Origin of the sequence: Jiangella alba (genome assembly GCF_900106035.1) — a bacterium.
GTDB classification, from domain to species: Bacteria; Actinomycetota; Actinomycetes; order Jiangellales; family Jiangellaceae; genus Jiangella; species Jiangella alba.
Window position 1 is genome coordinate 26099 of sequence record NZ_FNUC01000002.1, and the last position, 19187, is coordinate 45285.

A 19187-nucleotide genomic window follows, 5' to 3' on the forward strand; every position below is an offset into this window, starting at 1 on the left:
GGTCGCGTGACCACCACGTCGACACGGACGCTGCTGGGGGAGGACGAGGGCGGACTGGTCCGCCGTACCGTCCTCCCCGGCGGGCTGCGCATCGTCACCGAGGCCGTCCCGACGGTCCGGTCGGTCGCCTTCGGCGTCTGGGTGGGGGTCGGCTCGGTCGACGAGCTGCCCACCCAGGCCGGCGCGACGCACTACCTCGAGCACCTGCTGTTCAAGGGGACGCCGAAGCGCACCGCGCTGGACATCTCGGCCGCCATCGAGTCCGTCGGCGGTGAGATCAACGCGTTCACCGCCAAGGAGTTCACCTGCTACTACGCGCGGGTGCTCGACACCGACCTGCCGCTGGCGGTCGACGTCGTGGCCGACATGGTCACGTCGTCGCTGATCACGCCGGCCGACGTCGAGAGCGAGCGCGAGGTCGTCCTCGAAGAGATCGCCATGCGCGACGACGACCCGTCCGACGCCGTGCACGACCTCCTGGCCGGGCACATGTGGGGCGACAGCCCGCTGGGCCGGTCCATCCTGGGCACGGTCGACAGCATCAACGGCATGGCCCGCGACACCGTCAACGACTACTACCGGCAGCACTACCTGGCCCGGAACATGGTCGTCGCGGTGGCCGGGAACGTGCGCCACGACGACGTCGTCGCGCTGGTCGAGAAGGCGTTCGGCGCGGCCGGCTTCCTCGACGGCGACGACGAGCCGGCGGCGCCGCGCACCGGTGGGGTCGCGCCGTCGTCCGGTCAGGGCGTCACGCTGCTGCACCGGCCGACCGAGCAGGCCAACGTCGTGCTCGCGGTGCCCGGGCTGGCCCGCAACGACGAGCGCCGGTTCGCGCTCGGCGTGCTGAACGCGGCGCTCGGCGGCGGTATGTCGTCGCGGCTGTTCCAGGAGGTCCGAGAGCGGCGCGGGCTGGCGTACTCGGTCTACTCGTACGCCGCGCAGCACGCGGCGGCCGGGCTGCTCGGCGTCTACGTCGGCTGCCAGCCGAAGAAGGTCGACCAGGTGCTGGAGCTGTGCCGCGCCGTGCTGGCCGAGGTCGTCAGCGGCGGCATCACGACCGAGGAGCTGGAGCGCGGCAAGGGGCAGGCCCGCGGCGGGCTGGTGCTCGGGCTCGAGGACACCAGCGCCCGGATGAGCCGGCTGGCCAAGGCCGAGCTGGTCTACGACGAGCTGCCCAGCCTCGACCAACTGCTCGCGCGGGTCGAGGCCGTCACGATCGACCAGGTCACCGACCTCGCCCGGGCGTTGTTGCCGGCCTCGCCGACGCTCGCCGTCGTCGGGCCGTTCGAGTCCGCCGGCCGGTTCGAGGCTGTGCTGGGCTGATGGCGTCGTCGCCGCGCGAGCTGCTGTATCGGTGGTACGCGCGGCGGCTGACGGCGTCGCTGGCCGGCGGCCGGTTGCCGCGGCACGTCGCCGTCGTCATGGACGGCAACCGGCGCTGGGCCCGCGCGGCCGGCTACGCCGACCCGTCGATCGGGCACCGGTTCGGCGCCGAGCACGTCGACCACCTGCTCGGCTGGTGCTCGGGCGTCGGCATCGGGCACGTGACGGTGTACGTGGCGTCGGCCGACAACCTGCGCAAACGCGACTCCGACGAGGTCGACCACCTCATGCGGATGGTCGAGGAGGTCGTCGCGCTGCGGCTGGCCGACCCCGCGCACGAGTGGCGGCTGCACGTCGCCGGACGGCTCGACCTGCTGCCCGACTCCACCCGGCTGGCGTTGAAGCGGGCCGTCGCGGAGACCGCCGGGCGGACGGGTCCGGCGCTGACGGTCGCGATCGGCTACGACGGCCGCCAGGAGATCGTCGACGCCGTCCGTTCCTACGTCGACGAGGCCGAGCTGGCCGGGGCGGCCCCGTCCGTCGCGGAGCTCGCCGACCGCCTCACCCCCGACGACATCGCCCGGCACCTGTACACCCACGGCCAGCCCGAACCCGACCTCGTCATCCGCACCAGCGGCGAGCAGCGGCTGTCCGGCTTCCTGCTGTGGCAGTCGACCCAGGCCGAGCTGTACTTCTGCGACGCCTACTGGCCCGGCTTCCGCCAGGTCGACTTCCTGCGGGCGCTGCGGACGTACGCGCGGCGGGCCCGCCCGTAGTGGCCGGGAGCATCGCGGCATGACCACGCGGTTCACGGGCGACCTGCCGGGACCGGACGGTCTGTTCGAGTTCCCGCGGCTGTCGCGGTTCTTCGCCGACGACGATCACCGCGCCTTCCTGATCCACTCCCACGGTCAGCTGGCGGGTTTCTGCCTGGTCCGGCCGTTCGACGACGGGGCGAGCTTCATCCACGCGTTCTTCGTCGTTCGTGCCCTGCGGCGTCATGGTGTCGGCCTGGCGGCCGCCACCGAGCTGCTGCGGTCCGGCGGGGGACGCTGGGTCATCGCCTTCGTGGAGCAGAACGCTCCGGCTAACCCTCCGCGTGCAGCCGCCGGCCGTGCGCGACCACGTCGTCGACCAGCGCCTCGACGTGTTCGGCCTCGGTGCGGTAGCTGATCAGGCAGGCGCGGATCGCGTAGCGGCCCGCGACCACCGCGTTCGACGGGTACACCCGGCCGGCCCGCTGGACGGCGTACAGGATGCGCTCGTTGAGGTCGTCGAGGTAGGCGGCGTCGTGCGTGCCCGGCGGGACGTAGCGGAAGCAGACGATCGACAGGTCCGGGTCGGCCAGCGCCTCCAGCTCGTCGTGCTCGCCGACCAGGTGGTGCAGCCAGGCGGCCAGCTCGACGTCGTGGCGGATGCGCCGCGCGCTGGCGTCCCAGCCCTGAGCGAGCAGCGACACCCACACCGGCAGCGCGTCGAACGGCCGGGTGAACTGCGGCGTCCACTGGTAACGCAGCATCATGTCGCTCTCGACCTCGGCGTCGAGCTTGGTGTAGTCGGGCTGCAGCGTGAACGCGGCGACGTGCCGGGCAGGGTCGCGGAACAGCACGAGGCTGGCCGAGATCGGCATGTTCAGCCACTTGTGCGGGTCGCAGGTGAGGGAGTCGGCCCGCTCGATGCCCGCGAACGCCGGGCGCAGCTCGTCCACCATCGCCGCCGGCCCGCCGTACGCGGCGTCGACGTGGAACCAGCAGCCGTACTGCTGCGCGACGTCGGCCAGCTCGGCCAGCGGGTCGATGGCGCCCAATTCCGTCGTGCCGGCCGTGCCGACGACGGCCAGCGGGCGGACGCCGTCGGCGAGGTCGCGCTCGATCGCCGCCGCGACCGCGTCGGGACGCAGCCGGAACCGGTCGTCCGTCGCGATGCGCCGGACCGCCGCGGTGCCGAGCCCGAGCAGGTCGGCGGCGCGGTCGACGGTTTCGTGCACGTCGTCGGAGCCGTAGATCGCCAGCGGCGGCCCGGCCGCGACGCCCTCGCGCCGCACGTCCCAGCCGGCCAGCGCGTCGCGGGCGACCGCCAGCGCCATGAGGTTCGCGGTCGCGCCGCCCGTCACGAACGCGCCGGACGACTGCTCGGGCAGGCCGAGCCTGGCCGCGAACCAGGCGAGCACGTGGTTCTCGATCTCGGTCGCGGCCGGCCCGAGCGGCCAGCCGCCGAGGTTCTGGTTGATGCCGGCCGCCAGCAGCGCGGCCGGGGCGCCCGGCACGGTGCCTGCGCCGGTGATGAACGCCATGAAGCCGCCGTGGCCGGTCTGCGCGCCGTGCTCGAACACGACGGTGCGCAGGTGGTCGAGGAGCTCGTCGTCGCCGAGCGGCTTGTCGGGCACGTCGCGGCCGTCGAGGACCGCGGCTCGGGTCTGGGCCGGCGTGTGCGGGTGCGTGACCGGCATCGCGGGCAGTCGCCGCAGGTACTCCGTCCACAGGTCCACCGTGGTCCGGCCGAACTCGGCGGCGCGGTCCGGGGTCCAGTCGAGGTCGGGGAGGGGCTCTGGTCGCTGCATGGGCCGACCGTACTCCCGGGGGCGTGTGACGGGCCGGGTGACGAGGGTGTGCCTCCCGGGTCCATGGCCTACCGCTACGGCCGAGACCCGGGAGGCGAACCCCAGGCGCCGGCGTAGTCGTGCTGACGCCACGCCTCGTAGACGGCGACCGCGGCCGAGTTCGACAGGTTGAGCGAGCGCCGTCCGGCCAGCATCGGGATACGGACGTGGCCGGTGACGCGCGGGTCGCGCAGCACGTCGGGCGGCAGGCCGGTCGGCTCCGGGCCGAACAGCAGCACGTCGCCGGCCTGGTAGGCGATGTCGCTGTGCCGGGTGGTGCCGGTGGTGGCGAACGCGTAAACGCGGTCCGGCTGGAGGGCCGCCCAGGCCGCGGCGAGGTCGTCGTGCACCGTCACGTCGGCGAGGTCGTGGTAGTCGAGGCCGGCCCGGCGCAGCTTGGCGTCGTCGAGGTCGAAGCCCAGCGGGCGGATCAGGTGCAGGTGGGCGCCGGTGGCCGCGACCATGCGGATGGCGTTGCCGGTGTTCGGCGGGATGCGCGGCTCGTAGAAGACGACGTGGAACACGGAAGGGACGATCTCACGACCGGAACGTGCGGCGGTAGCCGGACGGCGAGACCCCGAGGCTGGCGCGCAGGTGCTGGCGCAGGGAGGCGGCCGTGCCGAAGCCGCAGCGGCGGGCCACCTCGTCGACGGCGAGATCGCTGTCCTCGAGCAGGTGGCGGGCGCGGTCGACGCGCTGCTGGATCAGCCACTGGCCGGGGCTGACGCCGGCCTCCTGGCGGAACCGGCGGGTGAACGTGCGGACGCTCATCGCCTGCCGTACGGCGAGGTCGCCGAGGGTGAGCGGCTGGTCGAGGTGCGCCAGCGCCCAGGCGCGGGCGCCGGCCGTCGTGGCGGCGTCGGGTTCTGGGACCGGCTGGTCGACGTACTGGGCCTGGCCGCCGTCGCGCCACGGCGGGACGACGCAGCGGCGGGCCGCGCGGTTGGCGACGGCGGTGCCGAAGTCGCGGCGGACGATGTGCAGGCACAGGTCGATGCCGGCCGCGACCCCCGCGGACGTCAGGATGTCGCCGTCGTCCACGAACAGGACGTCGGGGTCGAGCTTGACCTGCGGGAACAGCTCGGCGAACCGGCTGGCGCTGCGCCAGTGCGTCGTCGCCGGCCGCCCGTCGAGCAGGCCGGCGGCGGCCAGCGCGAACGCGCCGGTGCAGATCGAGACGATGCGTTTCGTCCGGATCGTCTCGAACGCCGCGCTCAGGTCCGCCGGCAGCGTCCCTTCGCGGGAGATGCTGGTCGTCTCGTACGACGCGGGGACGACGACGGTGTCGGCGCTGCTCAGCGCGTCCGGGCCGTGCCGCACGACGACGTCGAAGTCGGCTTCGGTGCGGACGGTGCCCGGCTCGAGGCCGCACGTGTGCACGTCGTACAGCGCGCGTCCGTCGGCCGTCCTCGCCGCGCCGAAGATGCGGGCCGGGATCGACAGCTCGAACGGGATCACGCCGTGCCGGGCCAGCACCACCACGCGATGCGTCATGGCCGGATCCTTTCACAGAGTGGCTGCCGGGCCACTGGTGGCGCCGGCTCCCGTACCGCAGGATCGTCGGGTGACGCAGACCGTGGCCGCCCGCCCGACCTCCCGGCGTTCCCCCGGCCGCGTGCATCGTGCCTGGTGGGTGGCGCTCGTCGCGTTCGTCGCGCTGGTCGGGGCGGCCGCCTTCCGGGCGACGCCGAGCGTCATGATCGAGCCGTTCCGCGACGAGTTCGGCTGGTCGCACGGCACCATCTCGTTCGCGATCTCCGTCAACATCATGCTCTACGGCCTGACGTCGCCGTTCGCGGCCGCGCTGATGGAGCGGTTCGGCATGCGCCGGGTCGTGGCCTGCGCGTTGACGCTGGTGTCGGTGGGGAGCGGGCTGACGGTCTTCATGACGGCGAGCTGGCAGCTGGTGCTCTGCTGGGGTCTGCTGGTCGGGCTCGGGACCGGCTCGATGGCGCTGGCGTTCGTCGCCACCGTCACGGACCGGTGGTTCGTGGCGCGGCGTGGGCTGGTGTCCGGCATCCTCACCGCCGGGACCGCCACCGGGCAGCTCGTCTTCCTGCCGCTGCTGGCCGTCCTCGTGTCCGACCACGGTTGGCGGCCCGCTTCGCTGCTGGTCAGCGGAGTGGCGCTGGCTGCGGTGCCGCTGATCTGGTTCCTCCTCCGCGACCACCCCTCCGACGTCGGGCTACTCCCGTACGGCGCGCCTGAGCCGGGTTCTGACGTGGGCGCCGCGTCTGCCTCGGCCACCCCCGCCACGTCTGCTTCGGCCACCCCAGCCGCGCCCGATCCCACTACTCCCGCAACTCGCGCCTCGGCCGCCCCGCTCACCCCCGCCGCGCCCGACCTCACTACTCCCGCAACCCCCACCTCGGCCGCCCCGCTCACCCCAGCCGCGTCGCCCGTCGCTCCGTCCTCGGCCTCGCCGGCGTCAGGAGCGGGCCGCCGGGCGATCACCGCCCTGACCACGGCCGCCCGCACCAAGGCGTTCTGGCTGCTGGCGGGCACCTTCGCCATCTGCGGCGCGTCGACGAACGGCCTCGTCGGCACGCACTTCGTCCCCGCCGCGCACGATCACGGCATGCCGGTCACGACGGCGGCGGGATTGCTCGCGGTCATCGGCATCTTCGACCTCATCGGCACCGTCGCCTCCGGCTGGCTGACGGACCGGTTCGATCCGCGGTTGCTGCTCGGCGTGTACTACGCGCTGCGCGGGGTGTCGCTGATGGTGCTGCCGCTGCTGCTGGCCGGCGAGGTGCATCCGCCGATGCTGTTCTTCATCGTCTTCTACGGCCTCGACTGGGTCGCGACCGTCCCGCCGACGATCGCGTTGTGCCGTGAGCACTTCGGCGCCTCCGGCCCGATCGTCTTCGGCTGGGTCCTGGCGTCGCATCAGATCGGCGCTGCGCTGGTCGCGTTCGGCGCCGGCCTGACGCGCGACGCCTACGGCAGCTACGACCTGGCCTGGATCGGCGCCGGAGCCCTGTGCGCCATGGCCGCCGCGATGGCCCTCGCCATCCGTCGTCGTGCTCCTCGGCCACCCATACCCACGACCGCCTGACCCTGCGGTCCCGCCGCTTCCGCCACCCCGCCGCCTCACGGGCGCCGCGATGACCCTTCGCCATCCGTCGTCGTGCCCCCTCGTCCGCCCCTCCCTGCGGCCGCCTGACTCCACGTTGCCCCGCCGCCCGCCCGTGCGGACCCCGGCCGCCGAGGCGTTGTGGTGGCCGCCGAAGGCGCAGCTGGCCTCAGGTGCCGTCCGCGCGAACGGCCTCGGCGATGCGCCGAGTCGCCCGGCTGGCGCGTTGACGGGCGGCGGCCCAGCTGATGCCGTGCCGGCCGGCCGCCGCGCTACCGCCCGCCTGGCCGGGACCGGGCGCGTAGATGTCGACCAGCAGCGTCGCGTCCTCCCGGCTGACCGTTCCGTTGCCGACCGCCCAGGCGAGCAGGTCGAGCAGTTCCAGGTCCGCCGGTCCGCCCACCCGGGCTCGGTCGGACGGTGCCGGATCGCCTTCGGCCGAGTGCAGATTCTCATGGCTCGACGGCGTCTCGTGCCGCTGGTGTGCGAGCTCGTTCACCGTGAGGCGCAGCGTGTCCATGGCGATGTTCGCCGCCACCTTCACCGGCCGCCGCTCGACCGGATACCCCGCGATCACCGTCCACAGCGCCGTCACAGCGGCCTGCTCGAGGTTGGCCCGCGAGTCGCGCCCGGCGTGCGTCGCGGCGATGCGGACCGCCTTCCCGAGCATGAGCTGGAACACCGACCTCAGCGCGAGCTGGTCCCCGCCCTGCCCGAGCCGCAACAACGGCAGCAGCACGCCGTCGGCATCGCGGCGAACCGCCGCCTCGAGGTCGCCCAGCGACCGGACCCCGGCCAGCCGCCAACGCGCGACCGCCGAGTCGGAGGCCGGGGCGGCGCACAACCGCAGCCATTCGGCGTTCAGTTGCCCGATCAGGCTGTCGTCGCTGCGCCGCGCCGGACCCTTCGCCCGCCCAGAGCTGGGGTCCTGCCGCACGCTTCCTGCGAGGGCATCGAGCCCGCCGCGGCCGACGTGGACGCGGTCATAGCCGGCTCTGCTCTGGGCACCGTCGCGCTCGGCCTCGGTTCGGGCGTCGTCGCAACCGACCTCGGCCGTCGACGCGTCGCCGTTGGCATGGCTGGCATGCCCGCGGCGGACCCTCGCGGGCGCTGGGGCAGTGATGGCTGCGGACACGGTGGCTCCCTCCGGGGTGGGACGCCTCCACGCTCACGAACGGCACTTGCCCGGAAACTTGCCCGAACGCCGTGTACGCAGATCACAACGGTTGCCCGACTGTTCCGACCGCTTGCCCAGCGGTCCGTCGGCTGCGTCTGTCCACAGGCTCGTCGGATCCAGGGAGTTGTCCACATTCCGGCGAATCGCCGTTGAGCCGGCCGGCCCAGCGGAGCAGGGTCGAGGCATGACCAAGACACGCGCACACAAGCGCCGCGACAAGCGGCGAGCCATCCGCAGGCCCGAGGCCGGCGGCGAGATCCGATTCAAACCACGCGACCGCGAACTGGTCGTGGAGGCGATGCTGGCCGAGCAGGACGGCGACATCGGCCACGCCCTTGCGTGCCTGGTGCGAACACCTCATCGGTTCGGCAGTTCGTGGGCGAATCAGCTCGCCGAGCTGGTGACACTGGGCGACCGCGCCGAGGGCTGGCAGTGGGCCAGGTTCGCCGTGGCCGCGGCGCAGCGGTGGGCCGGCGTCATCCCAAGCCCGCTCGCCGCGAAGGTCGAGCGCGAGGTCTGCGCCGGAGCACAGGTCACTCTCGTGCCCGACGTCGCCGACCATTCGTGGCATGCGGCGGCCGAGCACATCGCCATCGCGCGCACCGCCGCGAACGTCCTGCTGTTCGACGAACTCATGCTCGAGCTGTTCCTGGTCCGGGTCGCGCCGGGTCTCGACCACCGTGGCGGTGGCGGCCGGGATTGGACGAGCACGTCCGCGCGGGCCTACGAGGTGGGCGACGTCACCGGGGTCGAGTTGCGTGTCCGCGATCGTGAGACGGAGGAGTGGCAGGTCGTCCGGCACCTGGGCGAGTCGGTGGGCCTGCCGCCCGATGCGCTTCTCTACGGGCGCATCCTCCGGGTCCCCGGTGTGCCCGCGGCGGTCTTCGCCGACCCGCCCATCGTCATCGACGTGGCCGCGGCCGAGCAACTGGCCCAGCTAGCCGCGACAGAGCCGCACTTGTCCGAACGCTGCATCGCACTCGGCGCGGCGATCCGGTCCGGCTTCAGGTATCTGCAGGCGCCTCCGGAGTGCGACGGCGAGCCGGCCGCCGGTGTGCGGATGCTGATGGAACAGGGCCTCGATCGACTGGAGGCCGAGCGATTCGCGGAGGTGCAGTCGCTCGTGGCGATGTACGCGGTCGACCAGACCTCCACTCCGGCCTACGCCTTCCGCGCGGCCGAGGCGCTGGCCCATCCGCCGGTCGAGGCCGAGGTACGGCGACGGCTGGTGGGCCCGACGTACGCGGTGATGTGGCGGGCGCTGGCCGATGCGAGCAACGGGCTCGACCGGGAGCGCTTCCTCTCCCTCGCCGCCGCGGAATCGGTGAGCGCGGAGCCGGTGCGATGACGCGGCGAGTAGTGACGGCGGACCAGGGCGGGAGGTGATCACCGACGTACGAGAGACTGTGCCCATGACGTTGCGGGTGGCGGTGATCGGCGCGGCCGGTCGGATGGGTCAGCAGGTGGTCGACGCGGTCGAGCACGCCGACGGTCTGGAGCTGGCCGGACGGTTCGACGTGGGCGACGACCTCGGCGACCTGGGCGGTGCCGACGTCGCGGTGGAGTTCACCGTGCCGGGCGCGTCGCTGGCCAACGTGCTGCACTGCGTGGAGCAGGGCGTGCACGCGGTGGTCGGCACGACCGGATGGACCGACGAGTCGCTGGGCCAGGTCCGGGCGGCGCTGGCCGTGCAGCCGAAAGTAGGTGTGCTCATCGCGCCGAACTTCGCGATCGGAGCGGTGCTGACGATGCGGTTCGCCGCACAGGCGGCCCGGTTCTACGAGTCGGTCGAGGTGATCGAGCTGCACCACCCCGACAAGGTCGACGCGCCCAGCGGGACGGCGATCCGGACGGCCGAGATGATCGCCGAGGCCCGCCGGGCGGCGGACGTCCCGTCGGCGCCCGACGCGACGGCGAGCGGGCTCGACGGCGCCCGTGGTGCTCGGGTCGAGGGCGTGCCGGTGCATGCGGTCCGGCTGCGTGGTCTGGTCGCGCACGAGGAGGTGCTGCTCGGGTCGCCCGGAGAGACGCTGACGATCCGGCACGACTCCTTCGACCGCGCGTCGTTCATGCCGGGCGTGCTGGCCGGCGTGCGCGGTGTCGTCGACCGGCCTGGGCTGACGGTCGGACTCGAGGAGATCCTCGACCTGTGAGGGGCGAACGGCGCGACCGCGTCTGGGCCGGCGGCATGGCGGTCCTGGTCGGCGCACTGCTCGTGCTGGTGCTGTGGCGGGGCCTGCTGCTGGTCGGCTCCGGGACGGCGGCCGGCGTGGGTATCGGCGTGGCGGTCGTCGTGATCGCGGTGGTCGGCGCGTGGGTGCTCTGGCGGTCGGTGCGGTTCGGGCTGCGGATGCAGACGCTGGCGCGCGAGCTCGAGAGCGAGGGCGGTCTGCCGGTCGACGACCTGCCGCGCAGGCCGAGCGGACGAGCCGAGCGGGCTGCGGCCGACGAGTTGTTCGAACGACGGCGATCCGAGGCCGAGGCCGATCCGGAGAACTGGCGCGTCTGGTTCCGGTTGGCTCTCGCCTACGACGACGCCGGTGATCGGTCGCGCGCACGTGAGGCCGCCCGGCGGGCGGTCGCCCTGCACGGGTGACGACGGGCTCACTGGCCGCTGGCCGCTTGCCGTCCGCTGCTGGCTGCTGGGCGATTGGCTGCTGGCGGTTGGCTGGTCGGGCTCGCGGTTGTGTCCCGGCGGACGAGCGGCCTTCGGCGACGGGGCTGCCGGCGCGGCCCGTTCGTGGTGTCGCCGGCGGTGCCAGTCGGTCGAGCGACGACGACGGGGGTGGCTGCGGGCGCGGCGCGATTCGTGGTGTGGCAAGCGGCGCCGGGCGGTCGTGGTCGGTCCCGGGCAAGAGCGACGCGGCGGGACTCGCTGGTGGCGCTGGCGGTGCCAGTCGTGCGGACTCGGCGGCGGGTGGCTGCCGGTCGGTGGTGGTCGGTCGCGGGGAAGGGGCGTCGCGGCCGGAGATGTGACCGGCTGGACGACTGATGGTGACGACCCTCTTCTCACGGTGATCGAAACCCGGCAAGGTAGGCGGACGGGGTGAGAGCCGAGGGAGCCGGGTGATGGGTGTGCAGCGGAGTAGACGGACGACGGCCGCGGTGCTGGCCGGGGCGATCGCGGCGGCAGGGGCCGGTCTCCTCGCCCCCGCGGAAGCGGCCGAGGCCGAGCGTTCCGGGCCGGCGGAACCGGCTGGGCAGACTGAGCGCGGCGGGCAGGTCGACGCAGTAGGGCAGCCCGGGCGGGCGGGGCTGCCCGAACAGGCCGGGGCGTCCCAGGGGCGCCCGTCGCAGCCAGAGAAGCAGCCGACGGCGACGGGGTATGGCGGCGCTGTCGCGACCGTCGACGCCGATGCGACGGCGGCCGGGTTGCAGGCGCTGCGCCGGGGCGGGACGGCGGCCGACGCGGCGGTGGCGGCGGCCGCGGCGCTGGGCGTCAGCGAGCCGTTCTCCGCGGGCATCGGCGGCGGCGGGTTCTTCGTGTACTACGACGCCAGGTCCGGCGAGGTCAGCACGCTCGACGGGCGCGAGAGCGCGCCGGCGACGGCCACCGAGGATCGGTTCATCGACCCCGCGACGGGCGCTCCGCTGGCGTTCGCCGACGCGCGGGTGAGCGGGCTGTCGGTCGGGACGCCGGGCACGCTGGCCACCTGGGCCGAGGCGCTGGACCGCTGGGGCCGCTTCGACCTCGCCCGCAACCTGCGCCCCGCCATCGACCTGGCCGAGGACGGGTTCGTGGTCGACGAGACGTTCCGGTCGCAGGTCGCGGCGAACGTGGCGATCTTCGCCGACTTCCCGGCGACGGCCGAGCTGTACCTGCCGGCCGGCGTGCCGCCCGCCGTCGGCACCGTCCTGCCCAACCCCGACCTCGCCGACACCTACCGGCAGATCGCCCGCGACGGCATCGACGTGTTCTACGAGGGCCCGATCGCCGGCGAGATCGCGGCCACCGTCCAGGACCCGCCGGTCCGCGACGGCGCCACGCGCGTCGTCCGCCCCGGAGACCTGACGGCGGACGACCTGGCCGGCTACGAGGTGATCGAGCGCGAACCGACCGTCGTCGACTACCGCGGCCTGCAGGTCTACGGCATGCCGCCGCCGTCGTCCGGCGGATCGACCGTCGGCGAGGCGCTGAACATCCTCAAGAACTTCGACCTCGGCGGCATGGACGAGGCGCAGGCGCTGCACCACTACCTCGAGGCGACGGCGCTCGCGTTCGCCGACCGCAACCGCTACGTCGGCGACCCCGACGTCATCGACGTGCCGCTCGACGAGTTGCTGTCGCAGGAGTTCGCCGACGAGCGCGCCTGCCTGCTCGACGCCGACGCGGCGGCGCCGAAGCCGGTCGCGCCGGGCGTGCCGGACGGCGACTACGGCGACGGCTGCGCGTCAGCTGCCGACCCGGTCAGCGTGCCCGACGAGGGGTCCACCACGCACCTGACCACGGCCGACCGCTGGGGCAACGTCGTCGCGTACACGTTGACGATCGAGCAGACCGGCGGCAGCGGCATCGCCGTCCCCGGCCGCGGCTTCCTGCTCAACAACGAGCTGACCGACTTCAACTTCGCGCCGACGCAGGGCAGCGCGCCCGACCCGAACCTGCCCGGCCCGGACAAGCGGCCGCGCTCGTCCATGGCGCCGACGATCGTGCTCGACGAGGACGGCGAACCGCTGCTGGCGGTCGGCAGCCCCGGCGGCGCGACGATCATCGGGACGGTGCTGCAGACGCTGGTCAACCGCATCGACCTCGGCATGGACCTGCCCGGCGCGCTCGCCGCTCCGCGACTGTTCCAGCCCAACGCCGTGAACACCTCGGCCGAGAACGCCATCGCGACCGGTCCGCTCGGCGCCCTCCTGCGTGATGACTACGGGCACTCGCTCGCGGCGACGGCTGAGATCGGCGCCGCGACGGGGATCGAGTTCCTCGGACGCCATCGGCTGCAGGCGGTCGCGGAGCCGGTCCGCCGCGGCGGCGGCAGCGCCGGCGTGCTGCTGCCCATGCGCTGGCCGAGGAACTGACGAGAACGAGCGGCCAGCGGGGACCCGGCTCGGGCAGCGCGGTACACGACGGACCGCGGACGGGTGCTGTGCCGGTGGGGCGGTGGACGGTGCCGGCCGGCAGTGCGCCGCCGTGATGGCGGAGGGTGCGGGACGGGAGCGCGGTGCCGGTGGGGCGGTGGACGGTGTCGTGACGGCGGACGATGCCGGCCGGCAGTGCGCCGCCGTGACGGCGGAGGGCGCGGGCCGGGAGCGCAGTGCCGTGACGGCGGAGGGCGCGGGCCGGGAGCCCGGTGCCGTGACGGCGGACGGGGGCAGCCGGGGGCGGGCCGCGGAGAGCGCGCCGGGGGCCGGGCCGCGGAGCGTGCGGGGCGGCGCGGTCGCGGCGCCGCCCCCGTCGGGTCAGGTGAGGGCGCGTAGGAGCGCCGTCACCGCGGCGGCGACGATGATGACGACGAGGAAGGACTGGCGCAGGAACAGGGCGACGACACCGGCGGCGACGCCGGCGAGGAGGCGCAGGTCGAGGCCGAGCGAGCCGCCGGCATCGAACAGCTCGACGGCCACGAGGCCGGCCAGCATCGCGACCGGCAGCAGCGTCGCCACCCGCTGCACGTCGTCGCGCTCCAGGATCGACGAGGGCAGCGACACGCCCGCCAGTTTGAGCGCGTAGCAGCCGACCGAGGCGACGATCACCGCGACCCAGACCCCCGTCATCGCGCCGCCTCCTGGCCACGCCGCGGCAGCAGGCCGGCCACGACGGCGATCGGCGCGGCCGCGAGCACGGGCACGCCGGCCGGGACCAGCGGGATCAACGCCGTCGCCACCAACGCCCCGCCGGCCGCGACCCACCGTCCTTCAGCAGAACGCAGCCGCGGCCACAGCAGCGCCAGGAACGCGGCCGGGATCATGGCGTCCAGCCCGAGCGTCTCCGGCTCACCGATCGCCGACCCACCCACCGCACCCACCAGTGAGCCGGCGTTCCACAGCAGGAACAGCAGCACGCCAGTGATCCAGAACGCGTACCGCTGCGCCGCCCGCCCGTCGCGCCCGACCGCCATCGCCGTCGTCTCGTCGATGACCAGGTGCGCCGTCGCCAGCCGGCGCGGCCCGGCCAGCGACCGCCGGCCGAGGATCCGCGTCAGCGGCACCCCGTAGAACGCGTTCCGCACGCCGAGCAGCAGCGCCGTCGGCACGGCCGCCAGACCCGCACCGCCGGCGCCGATGACGCCGACCAGCGCGAACTGCGACGCGCCGCTGAACATCACCAGGCTCAGCACCATCGTCTGCCACACGGTGAGGCCGGACGCGACGGAGACGGCGCCGAAGGAGGCGCCGAACGCCGCGGCGTACGCGGCGATGCCGGCGGCGTCGCGCCGGATCGCGGAGCGCGATTCGTCACTCATGCGGGCAGACAGTACTGAAACGCACCGACAGTGATGAACCGATTCCGCATCGCGATACCGCTACGCTGATGCGGTGCTGTTCCAGAAGCGTTTCTGGGCGGGCATCGCCGACGGCACGGTGACGCTGGCGTTCCGGCGCTGGGCCCGCCAGCAGGTGCTGCCCGGCCGCCCGTACCGTACGCCGGCCGGCCGCATCGAGGTCACCGCGGTCACCGTCGTCGACCCCGCCGCCATCAGCGACGACGACGCCCGCTCCGCCGGCCATCCGGACGCCGCCAGCCTGCTGGCCGACCTCCCCGGCGACCCCGCCAACCCGACGTACCGCGTCGAGTTCCGGCCCGCCACCGACGCCGATCCGCGGACCGAGCTGGCCGCCGGCGGCGACCTCGAACCGGCCGAGATCGCGGAGATCACCAAGCGGCTCGACCGCCTCGACCGCGCGTCGTCCTACGGCGCGTGGACCCGCGAGACGCTCCGGCTGATCGACCAGCATCCCGAACGCCGCGCGGGCGACCTTGCCGAGCTGGTCGGCCGCGAGCGCGCGCCGTTCAAGCTCGACGTGCGCAAGCTGAAGAACCTCGGGCTGACGCAGAGCTTCCCGATCGGCTACCGCATCTCGCCGCGCGGCCGCGCCTACCTCGACGCGACGGCCGGCGGCTGACGGACGACGGCGCCCCGGCGGCGGGACGGACGGCGCCTCGGCGGCCGCTCCACCGCGCCCGCCGGGACGGACGGCCTCAGCGGCGCGGCTGGTCGGACGGCCCGACATGGTCGTCGAGCCACCCCTTCAGCGGCGCCAGCTCGCGCCACGCCGCGGCGACCCGGGCCGCCGCCGACGGCGTGTGCAGCCAGTCGGGTGCGCCGGCGTCGGTCCAGCCGACCAGCGCCTTCTGCCGCAGCAAGTCGATGCGTGGGTGGTCGGCGTCGTAGCCGCGCGGGCGGGTCTTCAGCGCCTCGCCGTCGACGACGTACCCCGCGTCGCGGACGGACTCGACGATGTCGACGAGCGCCGAGCCCCGCCGGTCGTCGTCGACGGCGACGCGGTAGCGGGCGATCTGGTCGGGCGCCATCTGGTAGTAGCCGACGGCGATGAACAGGCCGGGCGCGCCGACGTGCACGTAGTGGCCGCCGACCACGACGCCCTGGTGGGTCTTGTACGGCGATTTGTCGGCGGCGAACCGGACGTCGCGGTACGGGCGGAAGAACCGGACGTCACCGAACTCGGGGGACAGTTCGTCGGCGAGGGCGCGCATGGGATCGCGGACCGACTGCTCGTAGACGTGCTTGTGCGCGGCCCAGAACGACTTGGTGTTGTCGTTCTCGAGGTCCTCGTAGAAGTCGAGCGCCTCGACCGGGATGCCGGCGAACGTCACGACTCGTCCTCCGCGAGCGACGTGTGCAGCCGCACCTGTCGCAGCGTGGCCGTGCCGTCGCCGGTGAGGTCGAGTGTGCGGTGCGCGGTGTCGGGCGCCCAACCGGCCGGTTCGAGGAACCCGCGCAGGGCGTCGTCGCCGACGACCAGCCAGATGCGCGCGCGGGTGAAGCCGTCGGCGCGCAGGGTGTCGGCGACCGCGGCCAGCAGCCGGGAACCGTGCCCCTCGCCGAGTGCGGCGGGGTCGACGTGGAACGCGACCACCTCGCCGTCGCCGGGCTGGGTGTCGGGGTCCTCGGACGGCGCCGTGGCGGCGAACCCGACCACCCGGCCGGCCTCGAGCGCGACGAGCACCCGGTGGCGCGCGGACGGCGGGCGGGTGACGGCCTCGCGCCACGCGGCCGCGAACGTCGGGGCGTCGACGTCGGCCAGCAGGGCCGCCGGCAACAGGGGGGCGTAGGACGCCGTCCACGCCCGGGCCTGCACGGCGCCGATGGCGTCGGTGTCGGCGGCCCAGGCGAGACGGACGGAACGATCGGCTACGGGCTGCTCGGACACCCCGCCTACGATACGACCCGGCTACGCGCCGGTCTGCGCGTGGTGGGGGCAACCGGCCGGCGCGTCGCCGTCCTGCGGTGGCGTCCAGCCGGGGCTGGGCAGGAAACCGGGCAGCGCCGTGGAGTCGTCGTAGTAGCGGTGGTAGACGGGCGACGTGGTGCCGGACATCGGCGGGACGACCCACGACCACTCGGCGTGCGGGGTGCGTCCGGCCCGCTCCTCCTTGGCGACGAACCGCATGAACAGCTCGGATTCGTGGTGGTGGTCGGCGATCTTCACCCCGGCGGCGTCGAACGAGTGCAGCACCGCGCGGTTGATCTCGACGAGGACGCGGTCCTTCCACAGCGTCCGCACGTCGTCGACGTTCAGCCCGAGCAGCCGGCCGACCTGTGTCATGCGGTCGTACCGGTCGGCGTCGACGAGGTTGCGCGAGCCGATCTCGGTCCCCATGTACCAGCCGTTGAACGGCGCCGTCCGGTAGGTGATGCCGCCGATGCGCAGCGGCATCGACGAGATCGCCGGGACGGCGTGCCACCGGAGGTCGAGCTCGGCGAACCAGGGGAACTCCGGGTGCGTGAGAGGTACCTCGAGGACGGCGTCGCCGGGGATGTCGAACAGCCGGACGCCGTCCTCGGGGGTCTCGATGGCCAGCGGGAGCACGTCGAAGTCGGTGCCCTTGCCCGACCAGCCCAGGCTCTCGGCCCAGCGGGTGAACTCGGTCTGCGCGGGGTCGCCGATGACGGAGTCGAGGCCCTGGTAGCCCGCGTACCGGATCAGCTGGGCGTTGTGCAGCCGCGGCGCCGGCCGGCCGGGCTGATCGGGCGCGAACAGCGTCAGGACCGGCCGGATGCGCCCGCCGTTCGTGGCGACGCGCAGGTGTTCGACGCACTCGGCCGCGACGCCGTCGGCGGTGCGGACGTTGCGGCGGTCGCGGACGATCAGGCTGCGCCAGTAGAGCCGGCCGATGCAACGGTTGGCGTTGCGCCAGGCCACCTGGGCGCCGAACTCGAGCTCCTCGCTGGTGTGGCTGAACGCGCCGCGGCGGCCGAACTCGACCAGCGCCTCGCTGAACCGCTCGTCGGGATCGGGGGCGTGCGGGTTCTCGGCCGCGTGCTGCCGGAAGAACGCCTCGGCTTCGCTGAGGTCGACGGAGTGGATCGGAACGTCTGGAAGGCCCGGATGGTGGTGCGTCCCATCGGTCGTCACAGGGTCAGCTCCTCCGCTGTCGCGTCACAGGTGGCGGGTACCGGCATCCAGATGCGGACATTTCCGGCAAATCGCCCTGAACATGATCATCGTGCCGTGAAAATGACGCACCGTCACGAATGATCTCAGAAGGCGGACGGCATCGTCTGGCGATCGGCCGAATCCGCCGAAGTCGGGCCTAACCGGGTGAGTTCACCGATCAGTGCTGGTCAGGTGGGTCGACGGTGTGTGCGCGGCGCGGTGACCAGGGGCGGGACCACTCGGGTGCCATCCGTGACGGCCGTCACGCTGCGTGACGATGGGATGGGCGCTGAGAAAACCGGTGGACCGTCGCGGCCGGCGCCCGTTAGGCATGGGGGATGACGCAGACCGGATCGCGCGCGGCGCTCGACCGCGTCGTGCGGCGGGCCGGCGGCGCGAGCGTGTTCGAGGCGCTGGTGGCGTTGCCCGGATCGGACCTGACGACGCTGCAGCTCGAGCTCATGCGGCGGCGGGCGGCCGCGCTGTCGCCGGCGACGGTGCTGGAACGGTATCGGCGCGACCGGTTCACCGCGCCGGCGCCGCTGCCGTTCGCCGCGTTGCGCCGGGTGGAGGACGTGCTGCTGGACGCGCTGGCGGCGCGGCCCGAGTCGGTCGAGGTGGTCACGCCCGCCCCGCTGGCGCCGCTCGGCACGCACTCCGTGCTGGCGACGGTCGACCAGAACAAGGTGGTGTCGACGGTCCGCGGGACGGACGTCGCGGCCGACCCGACCAACGGGCTGGCGCTCGAGGCGGCTGTCCGGCGGCAGGACCTGCAGCGGGCGGACGTTGCCGGCGCCGGCAGCGGGCCGGGAGGCGGGCCGTTGGCGGGGGTGGTGCGGCTGGCGGCGATCCAGCGCGTCGTGCGCGCCCAGTACGTCGCCGGGCCGGCGATGTTCGCGCACTTCTCGCTGTTCGCCCAGGTGACGGCGGGTCGCGATATCGGCGGGCTGGGGTTCGAGCGGGCCGCGCTGGCCGAGCAACTGGCCGTCGTCGCGGGGGCGTTGCCGCGGCTCGGTGCGGAGGAGGTGGAGGTGCGGCTGACGGTGCTGGAGCCGCGGTTCGCGCCGGTCGCCGACGCGATCGTGGCGGCGCTCGGCGGCCGGCCCGACGGAGCGGCGGCCGGCGTTCCGGTGCGGGCGGCGCTGGACCCGGGCCGGCCGAGCGGTCGCGGCTACTACGAGGGCCTCTGCTTCAAGGTCATGGCCAGGCTGGACGGCGAGTGGGCCGAGGTCGGCGACGGCGGGTTCACGGGCTGGAGCCGGGAACTGCTCAGCAACAAGAAGGAGCGCCTGCTGATCAGTGGCCTCGGCATCGACCGGCTGGCGGCCGCCCACGCCGCGGCTACGTCGCGAACCACCGCCACCTGAGCGGCCGAGGAGGCAACCCCACCCCACTGTGACGCGTCAATGGTGTTACACAAACACAGCAGCAATGCTGGACAGGTGTCA

Annotated in this window: 19 protein-coding genes; 10 read left to right on the forward strand and 9 right to left on the reverse strand. The window is 73.8% G+C overall.

Annotated features, from left to right (window positions below; translation table 11 throughout):
• Positions 1-6: 6 nt before the first annotated feature.
• From BLV02_RS01540 to BLV02_RS38435, 3 genes are read left to right on the forward strand one after another with little or no spacing between them, the layout of a single operon-like run.
• The gene (locus BLV02_RS01540; protein WP_216094465.1) at positions 7-1326 is read left to right on the forward strand and encodes a M16 family metallopeptidase; all 1320 of its coding nucleotides are present in this window, start codon (positions 7-9) and stop codon (positions 1324-1326) included.
• The gene (gene uppS / locus BLV02_RS01545; protein ID WP_069113882.1) at positions 1326-2102 is read left to right on the forward strand and encodes a polyprenyl diphosphate synthase; all 777 of its coding nucleotides are present in this window, start codon (positions 1326-1328) and stop codon (positions 2100-2102) included. Before BLV02_RS01540 ends, uppS begins: the two co-directional genes overlap by 1 nt.
• A gap of 19 nt (positions 2103-2121) precedes the next feature.
• The gene (locus BLV02_RS38435; protein ID WP_141711771.1) at positions 2122-2499 is read left to right on the forward strand and encodes a GNAT family N-acetyltransferase; all 378 of its coding nucleotides are present in this window, start codon (positions 2122-2124) and stop codon (positions 2497-2499) included.
• Here BLV02_RS38435 and BLV02_RS01550 read toward each other — a convergent pair.
• The 3 genes from BLV02_RS01550 to BLV02_RS01560 all read right to left on the reverse strand — a co-directional run bounded on the left by BLV02_RS01550 (position 2414) and on the right by BLV02_RS01560 (position 5419).
• On the reverse strand, positions 2414-3886 hold the full coding sequence (locus tag BLV02_RS01550) for a pyridoxal phosphate-dependent decarboxylase family protein (RefSeq protein WP_069113881.1): 1473 nt from the start codon (positions 3884-3886) through the stop codon (positions 2414-2416). The genes BLV02_RS38435 and BLV02_RS01550 overlap by 86 nt on opposite strands.
• 74 nt (positions 3887-3960) lie before the next feature.
• Entirely contained in the window at positions 3961-4449 is a 489-nt protein-coding gene (locus BLV02_RS01555; RefSeq protein ID WP_069113880.1) for a tRNA (cytidine(34)-2'-O)-methyltransferase, read from the reverse strand.
• 13 nt (positions 4450-4462) lie between these two features.
• Entirely contained in the window at positions 4463-5419 is a 957-nt protein-coding gene (locus BLV02_RS01560; RefSeq protein ID WP_069113879.1) for a GlxA family transcriptional regulator, read from the reverse strand.
• Positions 5420-5489: 70 nt separating this feature from the next.
• Between BLV02_RS01560 and BLV02_RS01565 the strand changes: the two genes are divergently transcribed.
• Complete coding sequence (locus BLV02_RS01565; RefSeq protein ID WP_216094464.1) at positions 5490-6983, forward strand: MFS transporter; 1494 nt, start codon at positions 5490-5492, stop codon at positions 6981-6983.
• Between the two features lie 187 nt (positions 6984-7170).
• Here the strand turns inward: BLV02_RS01565 and BLV02_RS01570 are convergent, their stop codons facing one another.
• On the reverse strand, positions 7171-8136 hold the full coding sequence (locus tag BLV02_RS01570) for a hypothetical protein (protein ID WP_141711770.1): 966 nt from the start codon (positions 8134-8136) through the stop codon (positions 7171-7173).
• Between the two features lie 112 nt (positions 8137-8248).
• Between BLV02_RS01570 and BLV02_RS01575 the strand changes: the two genes are divergently transcribed.
• From BLV02_RS01575 to ggt, 4 genes are all read left to right on the forward strand, one after another.
• Positions 8249-9526, forward strand: coding sequence for a hypothetical protein (locus tag BLV02_RS01575; protein WP_141711769.1), 1278 nt, complete (start codon positions 8249-8251; stop codon positions 9524-9526).
• A 64-nt stretch (positions 9527-9590) separates the two neighbouring features.
• Positions 9591-10331 carry a 4-hydroxy-tetrahydrodipicolinate reductase gene (gene dapB, locus BLV02_RS01580; RefSeq protein ID WP_069113876.1) on the forward strand — a complete coding sequence of 247 codons (741 nt, stop codon included), beginning with the start codon at positions 9591-9593 and terminating at the stop codon, positions 10329-10331.
• Positions 10328-10774 carry a hypothetical protein gene (locus BLV02_RS01585; RefSeq protein WP_216094463.1) on the forward strand — a complete coding sequence of 149 codons (447 nt, stop codon included), beginning with the start codon at positions 10328-10330 and terminating at the stop codon, positions 10772-10774. The genes dapB and BLV02_RS01585 overlap by 4 nt, the downstream gene beginning before the upstream one ends.
• A gap of 473 nt (positions 10775-11247) precedes the next feature.
• Complete coding sequence (gene ggt / locus BLV02_RS01590; protein ID WP_083289058.1) at positions 11248-13200, forward strand: gamma-glutamyltransferase; 1953 nt, start codon at positions 11248-11250, stop codon at positions 13198-13200.
• Between the two features lie 381 nt (positions 13201-13581).
• On the opposite strand, the gene BLV02_RS01595 is transcribed toward ggt, so the two are convergent.
• On the reverse strand, positions 13582-13893 hold the full coding sequence (locus BLV02_RS01595; RefSeq protein ID WP_069113875.1) for an AzlD domain-containing protein: 312 nt from the start codon (positions 13891-13893) through the stop codon (positions 13582-13584).
• On the reverse strand, positions 13890-14582 hold the full coding sequence (locus BLV02_RS01600; RefSeq protein ID WP_069113874.1) for an AzlC family ABC transporter permease: 693 nt from the start codon (positions 14580-14582) through the stop codon (positions 13890-13892). Before BLV02_RS01600 ends, BLV02_RS01595 begins: the two co-directional genes overlap by 4 nt.
• 73 nt (positions 14583-14655) lie before the next feature.
• Between BLV02_RS01600 and BLV02_RS01605 the strand changes: the two genes are divergently transcribed.
• Positions 14656-15243 carry an ASCH domain-containing protein gene (locus BLV02_RS01605; RefSeq protein WP_069113873.1) on the forward strand — a complete coding sequence of 196 codons (588 nt, stop codon included), beginning with the start codon at positions 14656-14658 and terminating at the stop codon, positions 15241-15243.
• Between the two features lie 76 nt (positions 15244-15319).
• Here the strand turns inward: BLV02_RS01605 and BLV02_RS01610 are convergent, their stop codons facing one another.
• Genes BLV02_RS01610 through BLV02_RS01620 form a run of 3 tightly spaced genes read right to left on the reverse strand, consistent with a single transcriptional unit; the run spans position 15320 to position 17718 of the window.
• Complete coding sequence (locus tag BLV02_RS01610) at positions 15320-15955, reverse strand: DUF2461 domain-containing protein (protein ID WP_069113872.1); 636 nt, start codon at positions 15953-15955, stop codon at positions 15320-15322.
• Positions 15952-16512, reverse strand: a complete 561-nt coding sequence (locus BLV02_RS01615; protein ID WP_069113871.1) for a GNAT family N-acetyltransferase — start codon at positions 16510-16512, stop codon at positions 15952-15954. The genes BLV02_RS01610 and BLV02_RS01615 overlap by 4 nt, the downstream gene beginning before the upstream one ends.
• A gap of 21 nt (positions 16513-16533) precedes the next feature.
• On the reverse strand, positions 16534-17718 hold the full coding sequence (locus tag BLV02_RS01620) for a nitric oxide synthase oxygenase (protein ID WP_069113870.1): 1185 nt from the start codon (positions 17716-17718) through the stop codon (positions 16534-16536).
• A 359-nt stretch (positions 17719-18077) separates the two neighbouring features.
• On the opposite strand from BLV02_RS01620, the gene BLV02_RS01625 reads away from it, so the two are divergent.
• Positions 18078-19106 (forward strand): hypothetical protein, encoded by a 1029-nt coding sequence (locus tag BLV02_RS01625; RefSeq protein WP_069113869.1) that lies wholly within the window; start codon positions 18078-18080, stop codon positions 19104-19106.
• Positions 19107-19187: the final 81 nt, after the last annotated feature.

Excerpts from the sequence above, each read along its gene's own strand:
- uppS (WP_069113882.1), top strand. The coding sequence starts at position 1,326 with ATGGCGTCGTCGCCGCGCGAGCTGCTGTATCGGTGGTACGCGCGGCGG.
- BLV02_RS38435 (WP_141711771.1), top strand. The coding sequence starts at position 2,122 with ATGACCACGCGGTTCACGGGCGACCTGCCGGGACCGGACGGTCTGTTC.
- BLV02_RS01550 (WP_069113881.1), bottom strand. The coding sequence starts at position 3,886 with ATGCAGCGACCAGAGCCCCTCCCCGACCTCGACTGGACCCCGGACCGC.
- BLV02_RS01560 (WP_069113879.1), bottom strand. The coding sequence starts at position 5,419 with ATGACGCATCGCGTGGTGGTGCTGGCCCGGCACGGCGTGATCCCGTTC.
- dapB (WP_069113876.1), top strand. The coding sequence starts at position 9,591 with ATGACGTTGCGGGTGGCGGTGATCGGCGCGGCCGGTCGGATGGGTCAG.
- ggt (WP_083289058.1), top strand. The coding sequence starts at position 11,248 with ATGGGTGTGCAGCGGAGTAGACGGACGACGGCCGCGGTGCTGGCCGGG.
- BLV02_RS01595 (WP_069113875.1), bottom strand. The coding sequence starts at position 13,893 with ATGACGGGGGTCTGGGTCGCGGTGATCGTCGCCTCGGTCGGCTGCTAC.
- BLV02_RS01600 (WP_069113874.1), bottom strand. The coding sequence starts at position 14,582 with ATGAGTGACGAATCGCGCTCCGCGATCCGGCGCGACGCCGCCGGCATC.
- BLV02_RS01625 (WP_069113869.1), top strand. The coding sequence starts at position 18,078 with ATGACGCAGACCGGATCGCGCGCGGCGCTCGACCGCGTCGTGCGGCGG.